The sequence below is a fragment of the Bosea sp. Tri-49 genome, from assembly GCF_003952665.1.
Lineage (GTDB): Bacteria > Pseudomonadota > Alphaproteobacteria > Rhizobiales > Beijerinckiaceae > Allobosea.
On sequence record NZ_CP017946.1, the window covers coordinates 1502813 to 1519507 of the forward strand.

The window sequence follows — 16695 nt, forward strand, 5'->3', positions numbered from 1 at the left end:
ATAGTCAGGCCCGCCTAGCGCGACAACCGCGCGACGAGCCTCCGTCCTCAGCGATAGGGCGCGTCCATCGCGATATTGCGCGCGATCTCGCGTTCCCAGCGCGCACCGTTCTCGAGCAGCTTGTCCTTGTCGTAGAACAGCTCCTCGCGGGTCTCGGTGGCGAATTCGAAGTTGGGGCCCTCGACGATGGCATCGACCGGGCAGGCCTCCTGGCAGAAGCCGCAATAGATGCACTTGGTCATGTCGATGTCATAGCGCGTCGTGCGGCGGGTGCCGTCATTGCGGCGCGGGCCGGCCTCGATCGTGATCGCCTGTGCCGGGCAGATCGCCTCGCAGAGCTTGCAGGCGATGCAACGCTCCTCGCCATTCGGATAGCGGCGCAACGCATGCTCGCCGCGGAAGCGCGGCGAGAGCACGCCCTTCTCGAACGGATAATTCAGCGTCGCCTTCGGCTTGAAGAAATAGCGCATCGACAGGACGAACGCGCCGACGAACTCCTTGAGGAGCAGTCCCTTGGCAGCCTGCGCGAGTGACATCTTTCCGTCCTTCTCTCGTCTCAACCGAACAATGCCCGGCCGATCAGGTAACCGACGATAGGCAATCCACCCACCGAAACCACCAGCACCGCCGCCTTCAACAGGCGGATGCGCCGCTCGTAATCATCCTTCTCAGCCTGCGTCTGCGAGTTGTCGGTGCGACGTAAGCTCGCAACCACAACACCCGTGACAAGCCGATACTCGATCAGACCGACGACGAAGCCGATAAGAGCTCCGATCAGGCCAGCCTGCCCCGCCATCAGGGAGCGGGGCCCCAACCGGTGATCTGCAGCACTGCCGCCACCACGACGACCGACGCCAGCGACAGCGGCAGGAAGACCTTCCAGCCCAGCCGCATCAGCTGATCATAGCGGTAGCGCGGCACGAAGGCCTTCACCATCGCGAACATGAAGAAGACCAGGCAGATCTTGAGCGCGAACCAGAACACGCCCGGCAGCCAGGTGAAGGGCGCGATCGGGAATGGCGGCAGCCAGCCACCGAGGAACAGGATCGTGGTCAGCGAGCACATGGTCATGATCGCCACGTATTCGCCGAGCATGAACAGCAGGTACGGCGTCGAGGAGTACTCGACCATGAAGCCGGCAACGAGCTCCGATTCCGCTTCCGGCAGATCGAAGGGCGGCCGGTTCGTCTCGGCCAGCGCCGAGATGAAGAAGACGATGAACATCGGGAAGAGCGGCAGCCAGTACCAGCCGAACAGGCCGGCCTTCGAGTTCTGCGCCTCGACGATCGCCGAGAGGTTGAGCGAGCCGACGCAGAGCAGGACGGTGATGATGACGAAGCCGATCGAGACCTCGTAGGAGACCATCTGCGCCGCCGAGCGCAGCGCGCCGAGGAACGGATACTTCGAGTTCGAGGCCCAGCCGCCCATGATGACGCCGTAAACGCCGAGCGAGGAGATCGCGAAAATGTAGAGGACGCCGACATTGATGTCGGCGATCGCCCAGCCTTCCGCCACCGGGATCACCGCCCAGGCTGCCAGCGCCAGCACGCAGGAGATCAGCGGCGCCAGCAAAAACACGCCCTTATTGGCGCTGGAGGGGATGATCGGCTCCTTGAAGACGAACTTCAAGAGGTCGGCGAAGCTCTGGAACAGACCGAACGGACCAACTACGTTCGGGCCGCGCCGCAGCTGGACCGCCGCCCAGATCTTCCGGTCGGCGAGCAGGATGAAGGCGATGAAGACCAGCAGGCAGACCAGCAGGAGCAGGCTTTTGCCGGCGATGATCGCAAGGTCGAGGACGAGGTCCCAGTTCATCTTAGGCTTACTCCGCCGCCTGGCGCATGCGGCCGGAGGCCAGCGCCGAGCATTCCGCCATCACCGCCGAAGCGCGGGCGATGGGGTTCGTGGTGTAGAAGTCGCTGACGGCCGGGGCAAAGCCCGCCTTGTCGGTCGCACCGCCCTGCCCGGCCAGCTTCGCCAGGCCGCCGCGATCGCCCTCCGCCACCGCATCGACGGCGGCGAAATGCGGATGCGCGGCGTAGAGCTCGCGGCGCAGCGCCCCGAGCGAATCGAAGGGCAGCGGCTTGCCGAGCGAGGCCGAGAGCGCCCGCAGGATCGCCCAGTCCTCCTTGGCATCGCCGGGCGGGAAGGTGGCGCGGGCCGCCATCTGCACCCGTCCTTCGGTGTTGACGTAGGTGCCGGACTTCTCGGTGTAAGCCGCGCCCGGCAGGATCACGTCGGCACGATGCGCGCCCTTGTCGCCATGGCTGCCCTGGTAGATCACGAAGGCGCCGGCCGGCACCTCGATCTCGTCGGCACCGAGCAGGAAGAGCACGTCGAGCGCACCCGCCGCCGTCATGCCGGCAACGTCGAGACCACTTTCACCCGGCACGAAGCCGAGATCGAGACCACCGACGCGGGCGGCGGCCGTGTGCAGCACGCCAAAGCCATTCCAGCCATCCTTGACCGCGCCGAGCAGGTCGGCGGCCTTGGCCGCAAGCGAGAGCACGGCGGCGCCGTCGGCGCGGGTCAGAGCGCCCTGCCCGATCAGTACCATCGGCCGCTCGCCGGCCGCGCCGGCACGCTTGACCAGATCGGCCAGCGTCTCAGGGCCAGCGCCGAGATAGTCATAGGCATAGGTCAGGTCGACCTTCTCGCCGATCAGCGAGACCTTGAAGTCACCGCGCAGCCAGCGCTTGCGGATGCGGGCGTTGACGATCGGTGCCTCGCGGCGCGGGTTCGAGCCGATGATCAGCAGCGAGGTCGCATCCTCGATGCCGGCGATGCCGGCGTTGAGGATGTAAGCAGCGCGACCGAAGGCCGGATCGAGCTTCGTCCCGTCCTGGCGGCAGTCGAGGTTGTTCGAGCCAAGGCCCGCGATCAGGCTTTTAAGCGCATACATCTCCTCGACCGCGGCAAGGTCGCCGGCGATTCCGCCGATGCGCTCGGGCTTGGCGGTCTTGAGCTTGCTCGCGACCAGCGCCAGCGCCTCGGTCCAGCTCGCCGGCCGCAGGTGTCCGTGCTCGCGGATATAGGGTTGGTCAAGGCGCTGCGTCCTGAGACCGTCGGCGATGTGACGGGTCTTGTCGGAGATCCACTCCTCGTTCACCGCCTCGTTGACGCGCGGCAGCACGCGCATCACCTCACGGCCACGCGAGTCGACGCGGATCGCCGAGCCGACCGCGTCCATCACGTCGATGGATTCGGTCTTGGTCAGCTCCCAGGGCCGGGCCTTGTTCTGGTAGGGCTTGGAGGTCAGGGCGCCGACCGGGCAGAGGTCGACGACATTGCCCTGCAGCTCCGAGCTCATCGCGTGCTCGAGATAGGTGGTGATCTCCATGTCCTCGCCACGGCCGATGGCGCCGAGGTCGGAGGCACCGGCGACCTCGGTGGTGAAGCGGACGCAGCGCGTGCACTGGATGCAGCGCGTCATCGAGGTCTTGACCAGCGGACCGATATACTTGTCCTCGACGGCGCGCTTGTTCTCGGCATAGCGCGATGTGTCGACGCCGTAGGCCATCGCCTGGTCCTGCAGGTCGCACTCACCGCCCTGATCGCAGATCGGGCAGTCGAGCGGGTGGTTGATGAGCAGGAACTCCATCACCCCTTCGCGCGCCTTCTTGACCATGGGCGACTTGGTCAGCACCACCGGCGGCTCGCCGTTCGGGCCGGGACGCAGGTCGCGCACGCCGATGGCGCAGGAGGCCTGCGGCTTCGGCGGGCCGCCCTTCACCTCGACCAGGCACATGCGGCAATTGCCGGCAATCGAGAGCCGCTCATGGAAGCAGAAGCGCGGCACCTCGGCGCCCGCCGCCTCGCAGGCCTGGAGCACCGTGTACTCCGGCGGAACGTCGACCTCGATGCCGTCGATGAGGAGTTTGGTCATGGTCTCACTCCGCCGCCATGAGCCTGACCGGCTCGCCATGCGGGTTGGCGGCATAGTCGTCGATGCGCTGCTCGATCTCGTGACGGAAATGATTGATCAGGCCCTGGATCGGCCAGGCGGCAGCATCGCCGAGCGCGCAGATGGTGTGGCCCTCGATCTGCTTGGAGACATCGAGCAGCATGTCGATCTCGCGCTTCTGGGCGCGCCCCTCGGCCATGCGGTTGACGACGCGCCACATCCAGCCGGTGCCCTCGCGGCAGGGCGTGCACTGGCCGCAGCTCTCATGCTTGTAGAAATAGCTGATGCGGGCGATGGCGCGGATGATGTCTGTCGACTTGTCCATGACGATCACCGCCGCCGTGCCGAGGCCCGACTTCAGCTTCGAGAGCGAGTCGAAATCCATCGGCGTGTCGATGATCTGCTCGGCCGGAACCATGCGGACCGAGGAGCCGCCTGGGATGACCGCCTTGAGATTGTCCCAGCCACCGCGGATACCGCCGCAATGGCGGTCGATCAGCTCTCGGAAGGTCAGGCCCATCGCCTCTTCGACGTTGCAGGGCTTGTTCACATGGCCCGAGACGCAGAACAGCTTGGTGCCGACATTGTTGGGCGTGCCGATCGAGGAGAACCAACTCGCGCCGCGGCGCAGGATGGTCGGCGCGACCGCGATCGACTCGACGTTGTTGACGGTGGTCGGGCAGCCATAGAGGCCGACATTGGCTGGGAAAGGCGGCTTCAGCCGCGGCATGCCCTTCTTGCCCTCGAGGCTCTCGAGCAGCGCCGTCTCTTCACCGCAGATATAGGCGCCGGCGCCGTGATGCACATAAAGATCAAAGGGATAGCCGTGCTTGTTGTTCTTGCCGATGAGGTTCGCCTCATAGGCCTCGTCGACGGCGCGCTGCAGCGCCTCGCGCTCGCGGACATATTCGCCGCGGATGTAGATATAGGCCGCATGCGCGCCCATGGCGAAAGAAGCGATCAGGCAGCCCTCGACCAGCGTATGCGGGTCGTTGCGCATGATCTCGCGATCCTTGCAGGTGCCCGGCTCCGACTCGTCGGCGTTGACGACCAGATAATGCGGGCGTCCGTCGCTTTGCTTGGGCATGAACGACCATTTCAGGCCGGTCGGGAAGCCGGCGCCACCACGCCCGCGCAGGCCCGACTTCTTCATCTCGTCGATGATCCAGTCGCGCCCCTGCTCGAGCAGGAACTTGGTGCCGTCCCAGGCGCCACGCTGCATGGCGCCCTTCAGCGACAGGTCGTGCAGCCCGTAGAGATTGGTGAAAATGCGGTCGCGATCAGCCAGCATTGTCGTCGCCTCACTTCACCGGCTTGTCGCCGAGGGCCGATTCCGGCCGCCAGCCTGTCGAAAGCTTCTTCGCCTGCGAAATCCAGTCATCGCGCACGGCCCTGCCCTTGAATCCGGTCAGCCTTGCATCGACCCAGGCGAGCTCGGCCGGGGTCCAGGCGGCGACCTGGTCAAAGTGCCAGATGCCCATTTCATTGAGCATCTTGCCGAGCTTGGGACCAACGCCCCAGATCAATTCGAGATCGTCACCCTTGCCGCCGCGGGCCGCGGCCAGCAGCTGCGGCTTGGATTCAGCCACGGCGGGAGCCGGCTCGGCGGCAGGGGCCGCCTTGGCCGTCGGCGCCTTCTCAGCTGTACCCTTGGCAGGTGTGTCCTTGATCGCCTTGCTGGTCGCGGACGGGGTGTCCTGCGCGGCGCTGGCCGGCTGCTTCGGCTCGGACGGCTTCGGGCGGCCGGGAGCCGCGACCTCGGGCGCCGGCGCTGTCTTGACGTCGGTCGGCCCGGCCTTGGCGGTCGCCGCGGCCACCTCGGCTTCCGCCTTGGCCTTGGCCTCGGCCGCAGCCTTCTCGCTGGCGATCTTGATCGCGTCCTCGCGCTGCCTGGCGATACGCTTCTGCCAGTCGCCGGCACCGATCACCGAGCCATCAAAGAGGGCCGGATCCTTCAGCGTATCGCCGCCGCCGAGCGGCTCCGAGCAGGAGCGGTCGACCTGCGGGCCAGGCTTGGTCGGGCGGCCCTCGCGCAGGTCGCCGAGGAGCTTGCGGAAATTCTCGGGCGTCAGGTCTTCGTAGTAGTCGAAATTGATCTGCGCCATCGGGGCGTTGCAGCAGGCACCGAGGCATTCGACTTCGAGCCAGGAGAGCTTGCCGTCAGCGGTGACGGTCGATTGCGGACCAATGACGTCCTCGCAGACCTTCTTCAGCGCCTCGGCACCGCGCAGCGCGCAAGGCGTCGTGCCGCAAAGCTGGATGAAGTGCTCGCCCACCGGCTGCAGGCTGAACATGGTGTAGAAGGTCGCGACCTCCAGCACCCGCATCGGAGCCATGCCGAGCTTGCGGGCGACCTCCTCGATCGCGGCGCGCGGCAGCCAGCCATCATGCTGCTCCTGCGCCTTCCACAGCAGCGGGATCACAGCCGAGGCCTGGCGGCCTTCGGGATATTTGGCGATCTGCTGATCGGCCCAGTTCTCGTTCGCCGCGGTGAAGGCGAAGGAGGCAGGCTGAACGTGATCAGGCGCGAGACGACGGACGGACATGTTCGATCCAACGGTTAGTTCAGACCAACGCGGGCACCCGCACGCGGCCGCACAGCAGAGCTGACACGACAACTTTCAGGGCCTTCATTGGGACAGAGATAGACGGTTCCGCCCTGCGGCTGGCGGTAAATGTGCTCAACCCTGCCGTTGGCATAGTTGATGCCACCATACTCGAAGCCGGCATTCTTCAGGAATGGAATGCCGACGTGGCGCGGTATTGGGCGCAAATGCGGCGGTGTTTGAGGATAGCAATCGCCGACCGACAAATAGACCTGCTTGCAGTGATACTCGGCACCGTCGGCCCGACGGTAGACATAATAGACAAAGGCTCCGACGCCACCGCCCCCAGCATACCGAAACCCAGCAGATTCCACCTCCTGCAGGCTGCGCCGTGTAGTCTTCAGGCGCTGCATGGTTCGCTGGGGCTGCAAGCCGCCTCGTTGAGGGTCGTAGGCAGGTTGCGCAACAGTCGGCGGCGCGCCCAAGAGCATGACAGCCGGCGCAGCAAGCCACAGGCCGAGCACGTAACGCCCGAGCCGAGCTCCGCTTGTAGCTGAGCCTCGCGTCACCGATCGACCTCCCCGAACACGATGTCGAGGGAGCCGAGGATCGCGGAGACGTCGGCAAGCATGTGCTTGCGGCACATGAAATCCATGGCCTGGAGATGGGCGAAGCCGGGTGCCTTGATCTTGCAGCGATAGGGCTTGTTGGTACCGTCGGAGACGAGATAGACGCCGAATTCGCCCTTGGGCGCCTCGACGGCGGCGTAGACCTCGCCCTCGGGCACCTTGTAGCCCTCGGTGTAGAGCTTGAAGTGGTGGATCAGCGCTTCCATCGAGCGCTTCATCTCGCCACGCTTGGGCGGCACCATCTTGCCGTCGAGCGAGGAGATCGGCCCGCCGCCATCGGCCGAGAGCAGCTTCTTGCAGCACTGCTTCATGATGCGGACCGACTGGCGCATCTCTTCCATGCGGATGCAGTAGCGGTCGTAGCAGTCGCCGTTCTTGCCGACGGGGATGTCGAATTCCATCTCCTCGTAGCACTCATAGGGCTGCGACTTGCGCAGGTCCCAGGGCGCGCCGGAGCCGCGCACCATCACGCCCGAAAAGCCCCATTTCCAGCAGGTCTCGAGATCGACGACGCCGATATCGACATTGCGCTGCTTGAAGATGCGGTTGTCGGTGAGCAGGGTCTCGAGATCGTCGCAGACCTTGAGGAACGGGTCGCACCATTCGGCGATGTCGTGGATCAGCGAGGTCGGCAGGTCCTGGTGGACGCCGCCCGGCCGGACATAGGCGGCGTGCATGCGCGCGCCGCAGGCGCGCTCGTAGAAGATCATCAGCTTCTCGCGCTCCTCGAAGCCCCAGAGCGGCGGGGTGAGCGCGCCGACGTCCATGGCCTGCGTGGTGACGTTAAGGATGTGCGAGAGGATGCGGCCGATCTCGGAATAGAGCACGCGGATCAGCTGGCCACGACGCGGCACGGTCACGCCCATCAGCTTCTCGACCGCGAGCGAGTAGGCGTGCTCCTGGTTCATCGGCGCGACGTAGTCGAGCCGGTCGAAATAGGGCAGGGCCTGGAGATAGGTCTTGTGCTCGATCAGCTTCTCGGTGCCGCGATGCAGCAGGCCGATATGCGGATCGACGCGCTCGACGATCTCGCCGTCCAGTTCCAGCACCAGGCGCAGAACGCCGTGCGCCGCCGGATGCTGCGGGCCGAAATTGATCGAGAAGTTGCGGATGTTGTGTTCGGTCATCGGTCAGGACCGCTGTTGTGGCTTGAGAAAGATGTTCTCAAGCGGATCGGATTTGAGACGGCCCGCATATCGCTTGCAGGCGGTGGCATTCGCTGAATTTTCCGAAGCCGCCGCGAGAACCTCTTCGCGATCGTAACTCGGCAGCGTCGCGGCCTGGCTCAACATGCTTCGAACATAGGAGGGGTCGGCCACGGCCGAGCGCACGATCTGCGAAGCGCAGGCCTTCAGAACATGCTCCGCCGCCAAGGCCATCCGAAAGACCTGAACGCCCATCAGGGTCGTTTCCTGTCCGTTCGGGAGGCGCACCGTCACTGAGCGCGTTTGCTGAGCCCATGCAGCCGGGGCCAAAGCCACGAGCAAAATGGCCGCCAGGCTCTTCAATCCGCGGCGATAGCGAAAGGCGTTCATCATTCGCGCCCTCCGGCCTGCTGCGCTCCGAACTGAGCCGTGAACTCTGCGATCACCTGCTCGCCGGTCTTGCGCCGGCGCTCGCCCGCGAAGGCGTAGATGGCGGGCTTCTCGTCGATGAAGATCTCTTCGGCGAAGACGAGGTCGGCAGGGTTGTCGAGGCTCGGGAACGCCACCGCGACAGGCCCCTGCCCGGACCGCTGACGCCAGAGCAGGCTGGTTCCGCAGCTCCGGCAAAAAACGCGCTCGCCCCATTCGGACGAAGGGTAGACGGCAAGATGCGTTTGGTCGGCGACGGCGAGGTCCGTGCACGGCACGGTCATCAGCACGCCGCCGCTCCATTTGCGGCACATGTCGCAATGGCAGACGTCCATCTCCGGCTTGGCCATCGTCGCCGTGAAGCGAACGGAGCCGCAGAGACAGCCGCCTGAGAGTTTGTCGCCTTCGCCCATCGCGTCAGCCCGCCTTGGCCTTCTCGTCGCCCGGCAGGACGTATTCGGTCCCTTCCCAGGGCGAGAGGAAGTCGAAGTTACGGAACTCCTGGTTCAGCTTCACCGGCTCGTAGACGACGCGCTTCTGCTCGTCGTCATAGCGGACCTCGACGAAGCCGGTCAGCGGGAAGTCCTTGCGCAGCGGATAGCCCTCGAAACCGTAGTCGGTGAGGATGCGGCGCAGATCCGGATGGTTCGAGAACAGGATGCCGTAGAAGTCGTAGGCCTCGCGCTCGTACCAGTTCGCCGCCGGGAAGACCTCGATCACGGAAGGGACCGGGGTCGCTTCGTCAGTCTGAACCTTGACGCGCACGCGCTGGTTATGACGCGGCGAGAGCAGGTGGTAGACGACCTCGAAGCGCTTCTCGCGCTGCGGATAGTCGGCGCCGGCGATATCGGTGAAATTGACGAAGCGGAAGCGTGAATCGTCGTACAGGGTCTTAAGGACCCGAACGATCTCGGCGGCCTCGGCGAGCACGGTGAGCTCGTCATAGGCGACGGCGATGTCGGTCACAGCGCCGGGCAGCGCCGCCTTGATCTCTTCGCCCAATGTCACGAGCGCTTCGCTCATCGCATCATCCTTCGAGAATGACCTGGTGATGCGTCACCACGTCATCATAGCTCAACAGCACGGCCGCCGCCGCCGGCTCGACCACTGCAGCTTCCAGATCCGGCGGCGCGAAGGGCGCGATCGCCGCCATACTGTCCCAGCGGGTCTGCACGGTAATCTCGACCTCGCCAGAAACCGGGCGATTGAGCAGTGCAACGCCCCGGAACCCGGCGAGCGCCTGCAGCTGCGGCAGCACCGAACCGGCGAGATGCGCGCGATAGGCGAGCGCTCCCTCCGGCGTGGCTCTTGCCCGCCACTGCCGCATCACGCTGGCGCCAGCTTCGCTCACCGCTCGATCGTCCCCGTCCGCCGAATCTTCTTCTGCAGCAGCAGCACGCCATAGAGCAGCGCTTCCGCGGTCGGCGGGCAGCCCGGCACATAGACGTCGATCGGCACGATGCGGTCACAGCCGCGTACCACCGAATAGCTGTAATGGTAGTAGCCACCGCCATTGGCGCAGGAGCCCATGGAGATGACGTAGCGCGGCTCCGGCATCTGGTCGTAGACCTTGCGCAGAGCTGGAGCCATCTTGTTGGTCAGCGTGCCGGCGACGATCATCACGTCGGATTGGCGCGGCGAGGCGCGCGGCGCGAAGCCGAAGCGCTCGACATCGTAGCGCGGCATGGAGAGCTGCATCATCTCGACCGCGCAGCAGGCGAGGCCGAAGGTCATCCACATCAGCGAGCCGGTGCGCGACCAGTTGATCAGGTCGTCGGTCGCCGTGACCAGAAAGCCCTTGTCAGCCAGCTCGTTGTTGATCTCGACGAAGAAGGGGTCGCGCGTGCCGACCGGCTTGCCGTCCGGGCCAAGCAGGCCCCTGGGCGCCGGCGCGACGAGCGGATCACCGCGATCGATCGCTGTCATGGCCATCAGTTCGAACCTTTAGCTTTCGTCGAATGTAAGAACGGTGACAGGACGGTATCAGGCTGCGCGACAAATGGTCAGTCCCACTCGAGCGCGCCCTTGCGCCACTCGTAGACGAAGCCGACGGTCAGCACGCCGAGGAAGATCATCATCGACCAGAAGCCGAACCAGCCGAGGCCACCGAAGGCGACCGCCCACGGGAAGAGGAAGGCGACCTCGAGATCGAAGATGATGAAGAGGATGGCGACGAGATAGAAGCGCACGTCGAACTTCATGCGCGCATCGTCGAAAGCGTTGAAGCCGCATTCATAGGCCGAGAGCTTCTCGGCATCGGGCTTGGAATAGGCAACGGCGAACGGCGCGATCAGAAGCGCCAGGCCAATCACGATCGACAGGCCGATGAAGATGACCAGGGGCAGGTAGTCCGACAGCAGGGACTGCACAGGAAGAGCTTGCATCTGTCACCCCGCTTCAACCTGGCGCCGAGGCGGCGCCCTCAATCTCGCCAGTCGATTAGACCCTGCTTTAGAATCACGCAAGGGTTCGCCGCGCCGCACAACGCGGCTATCGCCATGTCTTTGCCGCATATGTCGGCCCGGCTCGGGAAAGTGTCACGATTCTCGGGCGTTTCGACCGCGATCCTCACGACCGATCACGCCTGACGTAAGGCGGTTGTCGCGGCGCGTCGAAGCGTGGCAAACGGGGACGTAACGTCAGTCTTCGGCGCCGGCACGATTCGTCGGCGAGTGCTGCCGACGCGTCAGGAGCACCGCTGCGGGAATGCCGAGGCCAACAACGCATCGTGATCGCGGCATCGTGGCCGCTTTCCCGCCACCGGCATCCCGCGCCTCGTGATTGCCATGCGGAGAGTCGTGCTGGCTGGCACCTGTTTCGCCGGGATGGCGTTCAGCGGACCGGCCGCAGCGCAGATGATGCTCGCCCCCCTGCCGCCCGAACGCCCCTTCGATCTCGACCTGCAGATCAAGCCGGGCGCGCCACCGATCGTGGTTGTCCCGGCCCCTCCGATCGAAGCCAGCCTGGCAACGACGCCGGGGCCGGCGCCCACGCTCGCCCAGCCCGAGCCCGATGACGATGAGGGACCGGAGTGGCCGCAGCGCACGCCGGGACAGACCGCGGAGGAGCCGCCCTTCGACCCCAACGAAAAACCTGACAGACCAGGCATCTCGACCGATCCCGGAACCTCGATCGTCTGCCTGCCGTCCGTCCTGAAGACCATTCTCGGCAAGATCTCGGACAAATATGGAGCAGTGAAGGTGACCTCGACCTGGCGTCCGCCCTGGCGGGCGCGGCGCGGCTCCTATCACAAGCGCTGCGAGGCGATGGACTTCCGGGTGCCCGGCGTCAGGCCGCGCACTGTCCTGGAATGGGCCCGCAACCTGCCCGAGGTCGGCGGCCACAAGGTCTATTGGAACGGGCTGATCCATATCGACACCGGCCCGCGCCGGCCTTGGTAGGCAAGGCATCGGACTGAAAGAGGCGATACCTACTTCAGTCCGATGCTGTCCGAGGACGGCGACGCTTCAGTAGGTGCTGCCGCGGTAGGGATCGCCTCCGCGGATATAACCTCTCCCGCCATAGCCATCGTAGCCGCGCCTATTGCCATAACCACGATCGTAGCCGCGTCCACGCCCATAGCCATAGTCACGATCGTAGCCGCGCCCGCCATAGCCGCGGCCGCGATTCTGCCGCTCGAGATTCCGTTGGATTTCCCACATCCGGTGCTCGCGCGTATGGCGCGTGAACGCGACGTCGAGACCGTCGAGCGCACGGGCGATCGCAGCCTCACCGGCCGGCGCGGATTCGTGAGCGGGCGACGCCAGAAGCGGGCCCGACAAAGCCAAAGCGCCAATCATGACCGCGATGAAAGTCCGTTTGCGCATCCTGTTACCTCCAAATGCCCGGGCAGACCGAGCCTCGACAGCAACCGCCGCGAACAGGAATTGTTCCCATAAGCCCGGACAACACCTTGATTGTGTCTGGCTGAACAGAACCCGAATGAACAAATTTGCCTACAGGCACGCGACGGGACGACTAGACTTCCCTGGCTGCCTGCCGCACCGCTTCAAGCGTGGCGTCGACGACCGCCGCGTCATGTTCCGAGGACACGAACCAGGCGCCGCGCTCCAGCACGCGCACGCCACGCCTGAGCAGCGCATGGGCGAAGCGGCTGTAGGCGACCTTGTCGGAGCGGGCGACGTCCCGGTAGTTCCGCGCCGGCGCGTCGAGTCCGAAGGCGACATGGAAGACCAGCGGGAAGCCGACGACCTGCGCCTTGATGCCAGTGTCCGCCAGGATCGTGCGGATGCCGTCCTGCAGGCGCTGGCCATGGGCGGAGCTGCGCTCATAGTGCTCGGGCGTCAGCAGCTTCTGCGTCGCGACCATCGCCGCCATCGCGATCGGCTGGGCGTTGAACGTGCCGCCGTGCAACACCCCATCGGCGAACATATCGACGAGATCGGCTCGGCCGGCGATCGCCGCGACCGGAAAGCCGTTGGCGATCGCCTTGGCCATGAGGGTGAGATCGGGCGTGACGCCGAAACGTTCCTGTGCACCGCCGCGGCCTAGCCGGAAGCCGGTGATGACCTCGTCAAAGATCAGGAGCGCGCCGTGCTTGCGGCAGGCGACGAGCGCGCCTTCGAGATAGCCGGGAGCCGGGGCGATGGCGCCTTGATTGCACATCGCCGGCTCCATCAGCACCGCGGCGACGTCGCCCCTGGCGAGGCGCGCCTCCAGCGCTGCAAGATCGTTCCAGCCGAGAATGGAGAGCCCCTCGCCCGCCTCCGGGTCCTGGCCCTTGCTGCCGATCACGGGGGTCGGCACATCCTCCGGCCCGGCCGCATTCAGCCCCGGCGCGGTGGACCAGAGGATGTTGTCGAACCAGCCGTGATAGTGCCCCTCGAACTTCACGATGGTCCGCCGACCGGTGGCGGCGCGGGCGAGCCGGATCGCCGCCTGCGCCACCTCCGAACCAGATGAGCCGAAGCGCAGCCGCTCGGCCGAAGGCACGCGCTCGCAGATCAGCTTTGCCGCCTCGTATTCGATCGGCGCCTGACCGGCGAAGAGAATGCCTTTTTCCGCCTGTTTCCTGACCGCTTCCAGCACCGGCGCAGGCGTATGGCCGAGCACGGTCGCGCCCATGCCGCAGTAATAGTCGATGATCCGGTTGCCATCGACGTCGATCAGATAGGCGCCCTCGCCGCGCTCGAAGACCAGCGGTCCCGGCGCCATGCCGAGGCGGAAATTGCTGTTCACGCCGCCTGCAATGAAACGCGCATTCTCGGTGATCTGCCGGGCCGATTCCTCGAAACGCAATGTTCCCGCCTGCTGGGTGCCGTTCGCTGCCACGTCCACCGCCTCCGCTGCAATCTGCACGAGCAGATCAAACCGCCTCGTCCGCGTAAAGGAACGCCGGTTTCGTGTTGCGGAATTCAATGGCGCTGGCTATGCCGGCTCATCGTTCGGGAAACGACCGGAGCGGCCATGCCGAAGGCGAGCGAGAATCCTTACGTCGTGCAGCCGGTGATGAAGGCGCTGAGGGTGCTTGAGCTCGTCGCTCGCCACGGCCATGAGATCGCGCTCACCGCCGTCAGCAAGGAATTGCGGATCCCGAAGACGACGACCTTCCGCTATCTGCAGACGCTGACGGCCGCCAAGTTCCTCGACCACAACCGGGCGACCGATCGCTACACGCTCGGCCCGCAGATGCGCGCCATCGCCCGCGCCGATGCCAGCGTCAGCAAGATCCGCACCCTCGCCCGCCCGGCGATGACCGAGCTGATGCACGAGTTCAACGAGACGGTGAACCTGGCGGTCAAGGGCAACGGCACGATCGTTTATATCGACCTGATCGAGGCCAATCGCTCGCTCAGGATGCAAGCCCGCATCGGCGACAGCCATCCGATGCACTCCACCGCGCTCGGCAAGGCGATTCTCGCCTTCCTGCCCGAGGCGGAACGGCAACGCCAGCTCGACCTGCCGTTGACCGAGCGCACCGGCCGAACCCTGCTCGAACGCGAGGAGATCGAGCGGCAGCTGCGACAGGTGGCGCGGACCGGCTATGCCACCGAGATGGGCGAGAACGAGGATGGTGCCATGTGCATCGGCGCGCCGATCCTCGACGAGCATGGGTATCCCGTCGCGGCGCTCTCGATCTCGGCGCCATTGATGCGGATGCCGCATTCGCTCGCGGCCAAGGCTGGGGCGCGACTGCGCGAAATCGCGGCCGGCATCTCGGCACATCTCGGCTCGCAGCCGGCGGTTTGAAGCCGCGCTCATCGGTATTCGATCCGCGGGTCGATCCAGGCGTAGAGCATGTCGACCGCGAGGTTGATCAGCATGTAGGCGATCAGGATCACCAGGATGCAGCCCTGGATCAGCGGATAGTCGCGGGTGGTGATCGCCTGGATCAACAAGCGTCCGAGGCCGGGATAGGTGAAGACCGCCTCGGTCACCACGGCGCCGCCGATGAAATGCGCCATCATCAGCCCGACGATGGTAACGAAGGGCAGCAGCGCGTTGCGCATGATGTGCAGGCCGACGACGCGCTTCTCCGGCACGCCCTTGGCGCGGGCGGTGCGGACATAGTCCGCCCGCGCCTCGCCGATCAGCGACGCGCGCAGGAAGCGCCCGAGCACCCCTGAGACATAAACGCCGAGCGTCAGCGCCGGCAGAGCCAGGCTGCGCAGGGCATCGAGCGGCGATTGCCAGAGCGGGACATAGCGCGAGGCCGAGGGCAGCCAGCGCAATTCGACGGCGAAGAGCAGGATCAGCAGGATGCCGAGCCAGAAGGTCGGCACGCCGAGCGCCAGCGCGCTCCAGCCGCTGAGCACGCGGTCGAGCCAGGAACTCGGCCTGACCGCGCTGGCGATCGCGACGGGGATGCCGATCACGAGCGCGACAAGGATGGCGCAGAGCGCAAGCTGCAGCGTTGCTGGCAGGCGCTCGCCGATCAGTTGCAGCACCGATTGGCGGCTGTGCAGCGACAGGCCGAAATCGCCGGTGAGCGCCCGCCCGAGCCAGTCGGCATATTGCACCACCATCGGCCGGTCGAAGCCGAAGCGCCGGGTCACCTCGGCGATCTCCTCCGCCGTGGCGTTCTCGCCGGCGATGACCGCGACCGGCCCGCCCGGCACGGCATAGATCATCGCGAAGATCGCGAAGGAGGCGATCAGTAGCACCGGCAGCATCTGGGCGAGGCGACGCAGGACGTAAGACGTCATCGCCGGCCCCCGATCGTCGCGCCGGAGGCATCGGTCTCGTCCCGGTCGAGGATCGCGGTCAGCGCCCGGCCGATCGTATCGAAGGAGAGGATGGTGAGCGTCAGGACAAGGCCGGGAAGCACCGCATAGCTCGGCGCCTCATAGAGATAGGATTTGCCGGTACGCAGCATCTCACCCCAGCTTGGCGTCGGCGGCGGCACGCCGACGCCGAGGAAGGCGAGCGCGGCCTCGAGCAGGATCGCGATCGAGGCCAGCACGATCGCCTGGACCACAAGCGGGCTGAGGATGTTGGGCAGCAAGGTCCGGACCATGATGTAGCCGGGACCGCCGCCGAAGCTGCGCACCGCCATGACGAAATCGAGCTGGCGCAGCGCCATCACCTGCGCCCGCGCGATGCGGGCGAAGCCAGGGATGCCGGCGATGCCGACGGCGATCAGCGCCGCGCCCTGACTGCGCCCGAGCACCGCGATCAGCGCCATGGCGAAGAGGATGTTCGGCAGCGCGAGCAGAACGTCGATGCAGCGCATCAGCAGCGAGTCGCGCCAGTCTCCATAGAATCCCGCGACCAGCCCGACCGGAATGCCGATCAGCGCCGCGATCAGGACGGCGCCGAAAGCGGTGAGCAGCGAGGTGCGGGCGCCGTAGACGACGCGGGCGAGGATATCGCGGCCGAGCTCGTCGGTGCCGAACCAGGCCTCGGCCGAGGGCGGCTTCAGCGAATCCGCGATGCTCTGCGCCAGCGGGTCGAGCGGCAGGAGGCCGGCGAAGGTTGCTGTCAGCGCAACCAGGGTCAGGAAGGCAAGACTCAGCGCAGGGCCGCGCCGGGCGAGCAGCCGGCGCAGCAGGTTCATCGCGGCCGCCAACATCTCTGTCATC

The 16695-nt window shown here is 65.8% G+C and carries 20 protein-coding genes; 2 read left to right on the forward strand and 18 right to left on the reverse strand.

The window, feature by feature from the left end; translation table 11 throughout:
* Positions 1–47: 47 nt before the first annotated feature.
* The 14 genes from nuoI to BLM15_RS07365 form a co-directional block, all read right to left on the reverse strand.
* Positions 48–536 carry an NADH-quinone oxidoreductase subunit NuoI gene (gene nuoI / locus BLM15_RS07300; protein WP_126111743.1) on the reverse strand — a complete coding sequence of 163 codons (489 nt, stop codon included), beginning with the start codon at positions 534–536 and terminating at the stop codon, positions 48–50.
* 20 nt (positions 537–556) lie between these two features.
* Positions 557–796, reverse strand: a complete 240-nt coding sequence (locus BLM15_RS07305; protein ID WP_126111745.1) for a hypothetical protein — start codon at positions 794–796, stop codon at positions 557–559.
* On the reverse strand, positions 796–1815 hold the full coding sequence (gene nuoH, locus BLM15_RS07310; RefSeq protein ID WP_126111747.1) for an NADH-quinone oxidoreductase subunit NuoH: 1020 nt from the start codon (positions 1813–1815) through the stop codon (positions 796–798). The genes BLM15_RS07305 and nuoH overlap by 1 nt, the downstream gene beginning before the upstream one ends.
* 7 nt (positions 1816–1822) lie before the next feature.
* On the reverse strand, positions 1823–3886 hold the full coding sequence (nuoG, locus tag BLM15_RS07315) for an NADH-quinone oxidoreductase subunit NuoG (protein WP_126111749.1): 2064 nt from the start codon (positions 3884–3886) through the stop codon (positions 1823–1825).
* Between the two features lie 4 nt (positions 3887–3890).
* Entirely contained in the window at positions 3891–5195 is a 1305-nt protein-coding gene (nuoF, locus tag BLM15_RS07320; protein ID WP_092154251.1) for an NADH-quinone oxidoreductase subunit NuoF, read from the reverse strand.
* A 10-nt stretch (positions 5196–5205) separates the two neighbouring features.
* Positions 5206–6450 carry an NADH-quinone oxidoreductase subunit NuoE gene (gene nuoE, locus BLM15_RS07325; protein WP_126111751.1) on the reverse strand — a complete coding sequence of 415 codons (1245 nt, stop codon included), beginning with the start codon at positions 6448–6450 and terminating at the stop codon, positions 5206–5208.
* Between the two features lie 14 nt (positions 6451–6464).
* Positions 6465–6863, reverse strand: a complete 399-nt coding sequence (locus BLM15_RS07330; protein WP_126111753.1) for a hypothetical protein — start codon at positions 6861–6863, stop codon at positions 6465–6467.
* Between the two features lie 152 nt (positions 6864–7015).
* A complete protein-coding gene (locus BLM15_RS07335) occupies positions 7016–8206 on the reverse strand; it encodes an NADH-quinone oxidoreductase subunit D (protein WP_126111755.1) in 1191 nt (396 codons plus the stop codon).
* Positions 8207–8209: 3 nt separating this feature from the next.
* Positions 8210–8617, reverse strand: a complete 408-nt coding sequence (locus BLM15_RS07340) for a hypothetical protein (protein WP_126111757.1) — start codon at positions 8615–8617, stop codon at positions 8210–8212.
* Positions 8614–9066 (reverse strand): GFA family protein, encoded by a 453-nt coding sequence (locus BLM15_RS07345; RefSeq protein WP_126111759.1) that lies wholly within the window; start codon positions 9064–9066, stop codon positions 8614–8616. Before BLM15_RS07345 ends, BLM15_RS07340 begins: the two co-directional genes overlap by 4 nt.
* 4 nt (positions 9067–9070) lie before the next feature.
* On the reverse strand, positions 9071–9676 hold the full coding sequence (locus tag BLM15_RS07350; RefSeq protein WP_126111761.1) for an NADH-quinone oxidoreductase subunit C: 606 nt from the start codon (positions 9674–9676) through the stop codon (positions 9071–9073).
* Positions 9677–9680: 4 nt separating this feature from the next.
* A complete protein-coding gene (locus BLM15_RS07355) occupies positions 9681–10004 on the reverse strand; it encodes a hypothetical protein (RefSeq protein ID WP_126111763.1) in 324 nt (107 codons plus the stop codon).
* A complete protein-coding gene (locus BLM15_RS07360; protein WP_126111765.1) occupies positions 10001–10579 on the reverse strand; it encodes a NuoB/complex I 20 kDa subunit family protein in 579 nt (192 codons plus the stop codon). The genes BLM15_RS07355 and BLM15_RS07360 overlap by 4 nt, the downstream gene beginning before the upstream one ends.
* A gap of 77 nt (positions 10580–10656) precedes the next feature.
* Positions 10657–11022, reverse strand: a complete 366-nt coding sequence (locus tag BLM15_RS07365) for an NADH-quinone oxidoreductase subunit A (protein ID WP_126116101.1) — start codon at positions 11020–11022, stop codon at positions 10657–10659.
* Between the two features lie 486 nt (positions 11023–11508).
* Here BLM15_RS07365 and BLM15_RS07370 point away from each other — a divergent pair, with 486 nt between their 5' ends.
* On the forward strand, positions 11509–12054 hold the full coding sequence (locus BLM15_RS07370) for a YcbK family protein (RefSeq protein ID WP_164547423.1): 546 nt from the start codon (positions 11509–11511) through the stop codon (positions 12052–12054).
* Between the two features lie 66 nt (positions 12055–12120).
* Here the strand turns inward: BLM15_RS07370 and BLM15_RS07375 are convergent, their stop codons facing one another.
* Entirely contained in the window at positions 12121–12480 is a 360-nt protein-coding gene (locus BLM15_RS07375; RefSeq protein ID WP_126111769.1) for a hypothetical protein, read from the reverse strand.
* 151 nt (positions 12481–12631) lie between these two features.
* Positions 12632–13972, reverse strand: coding sequence for an aspartate aminotransferase family protein (locus BLM15_RS07380; RefSeq protein WP_236846600.1), 1341 nt, complete (start codon positions 13970–13972; stop codon positions 12632–12634).
* Positions 13973–14080: 108 nt separating this feature from the next.
* On the opposite strand from BLM15_RS07380, the gene BLM15_RS07385 reads away from it, so the two are divergent.
* On the forward strand, positions 14081–14863 hold the full coding sequence (locus tag BLM15_RS07385) for an IclR family transcriptional regulator (RefSeq protein ID WP_126111770.1): 783 nt from the start codon (positions 14081–14083) through the stop codon (positions 14861–14863).
* A gap of 8 nt (positions 14864–14871) precedes the next feature.
* On the opposite strand, the gene BLM15_RS07390 is transcribed toward BLM15_RS07385, so the two are convergent.
* Complete coding sequence (locus BLM15_RS07390; RefSeq protein WP_126111771.1) at positions 14872–15819, reverse strand: ABC transporter permease; 948 nt, start codon at positions 15817–15819, stop codon at positions 14872–14874.
* Complete coding sequence (locus BLM15_RS07395; RefSeq protein ID WP_126111772.1) at positions 15816–16694, reverse strand: ABC transporter permease; 879 nt, start codon at positions 16692–16694, stop codon at positions 15816–15818. The genes BLM15_RS07390 and BLM15_RS07395 overlap by 4 nt, the downstream gene beginning before the upstream one ends.
* Position 16695: the final 1 nt, after the last annotated feature.

Bases quoted from the DNA above. Each gene is read 5' to 3' on its own strand.
- nuoI (WP_126111743.1), bottom strand. From the start codon at position 536: ATGTCACTCGCGCAGGCTGCCAAGGGACTGCTCCTCAAGGAGTTCGTC.
- BLM15_RS07305 (WP_126111745.1), bottom strand. From the start codon at position 796: ATGGCGGGGCAGGCTGGCCTGATCGGAGCTCTTATCGGCTTCGTCGTC.
- nuoH (WP_126111747.1), bottom strand. From the start codon at position 1,815: ATGAACTGGGACCTCGTCCTCGACCTTGCGATCATCGCCGGCAAAAGC.
- nuoG (WP_126111749.1), bottom strand. From the start codon at position 3,886: ATGACCAAACTCCTCATCGACGGCATCGAGGTCGACGTTCCGCCGGAG.
- nuoF (WP_092154251.1), bottom strand. From the start codon at position 5,195: ATGCTGGCTGATCGCGACCGCATTTTCACCAATCTCTACGGGCTGCAC.
- nuoE (WP_126111751.1), bottom strand. From the start codon at position 6,450: ATGTCCGTCCGTCGTCTCGCGCCTGATCACGTTCAGCCTGCCTCCTTC.
- BLM15_RS07330 (WP_126111753.1), bottom strand. From the start codon at position 6,863: ATGCAGCGCCTGAAGACTACACGGCGCAGCCTGCAGGAGGTGGAATCT.
- BLM15_RS07335 (WP_126111755.1), bottom strand. From the start codon at position 8,206: ATGACCGAACACAACATCCGCAACTTCTCGATCAATTTCGGCCCGCAG.
- BLM15_RS07340 (WP_126111757.1), bottom strand. From the start codon at position 8,617: ATGATGAACGCCTTTCGCTATCGCCGCGGATTGAAGAGCCTGGCGGCC.
- BLM15_RS07345 (WP_126111759.1), bottom strand. From the start codon at position 9,066: ATGGGCGAAGGCGACAAACTCTCAGGCGGCTGTCTCTGCGGCTCCGTT.
- BLM15_RS07350 (WP_126111761.1), bottom strand. From the start codon at position 9,676: ATGAGCGAAGCGCTCGTGACATTGGGCGAAGAGATCAAGGCGGCGCTG.
- BLM15_RS07360 (WP_126111765.1), bottom strand. From the start codon at position 10,579: ATGACAGCGATCGATCGCGGTGATCCGCTCGTCGCGCCGGCGCCCAGG.
- BLM15_RS07370 (WP_164547423.1), top strand. From the start codon at position 11,509: ATGATGCTCGCCCCCCTGCCGCCCGAACGCCCCTTCGATCTCGACCTG.
- BLM15_RS07375 (WP_126111769.1), bottom strand. From the start codon at position 12,480: ATGCGCAAACGGACTTTCATCGCGGTCATGATTGGCGCTTTGGCTTTG.
- BLM15_RS07385 (WP_126111770.1), top strand. From the start codon at position 14,081: ATGCCGAAGGCGAGCGAGAATCCTTACGTCGTGCAGCCGGTGATGAAG.
- BLM15_RS07390 (WP_126111771.1), bottom strand. From the start codon at position 15,819: ATGACGTCTTACGTCCTGCGTCGCCTCGCCCAGATGCTGCCGGTGCTA.
- BLM15_RS07395 (WP_126111772.1), bottom strand. From the start codon at position 16,694: ATGACAGAGATGTTGGCGGCCGCGATGAACCTGCTGCGCCGGCTGCTC.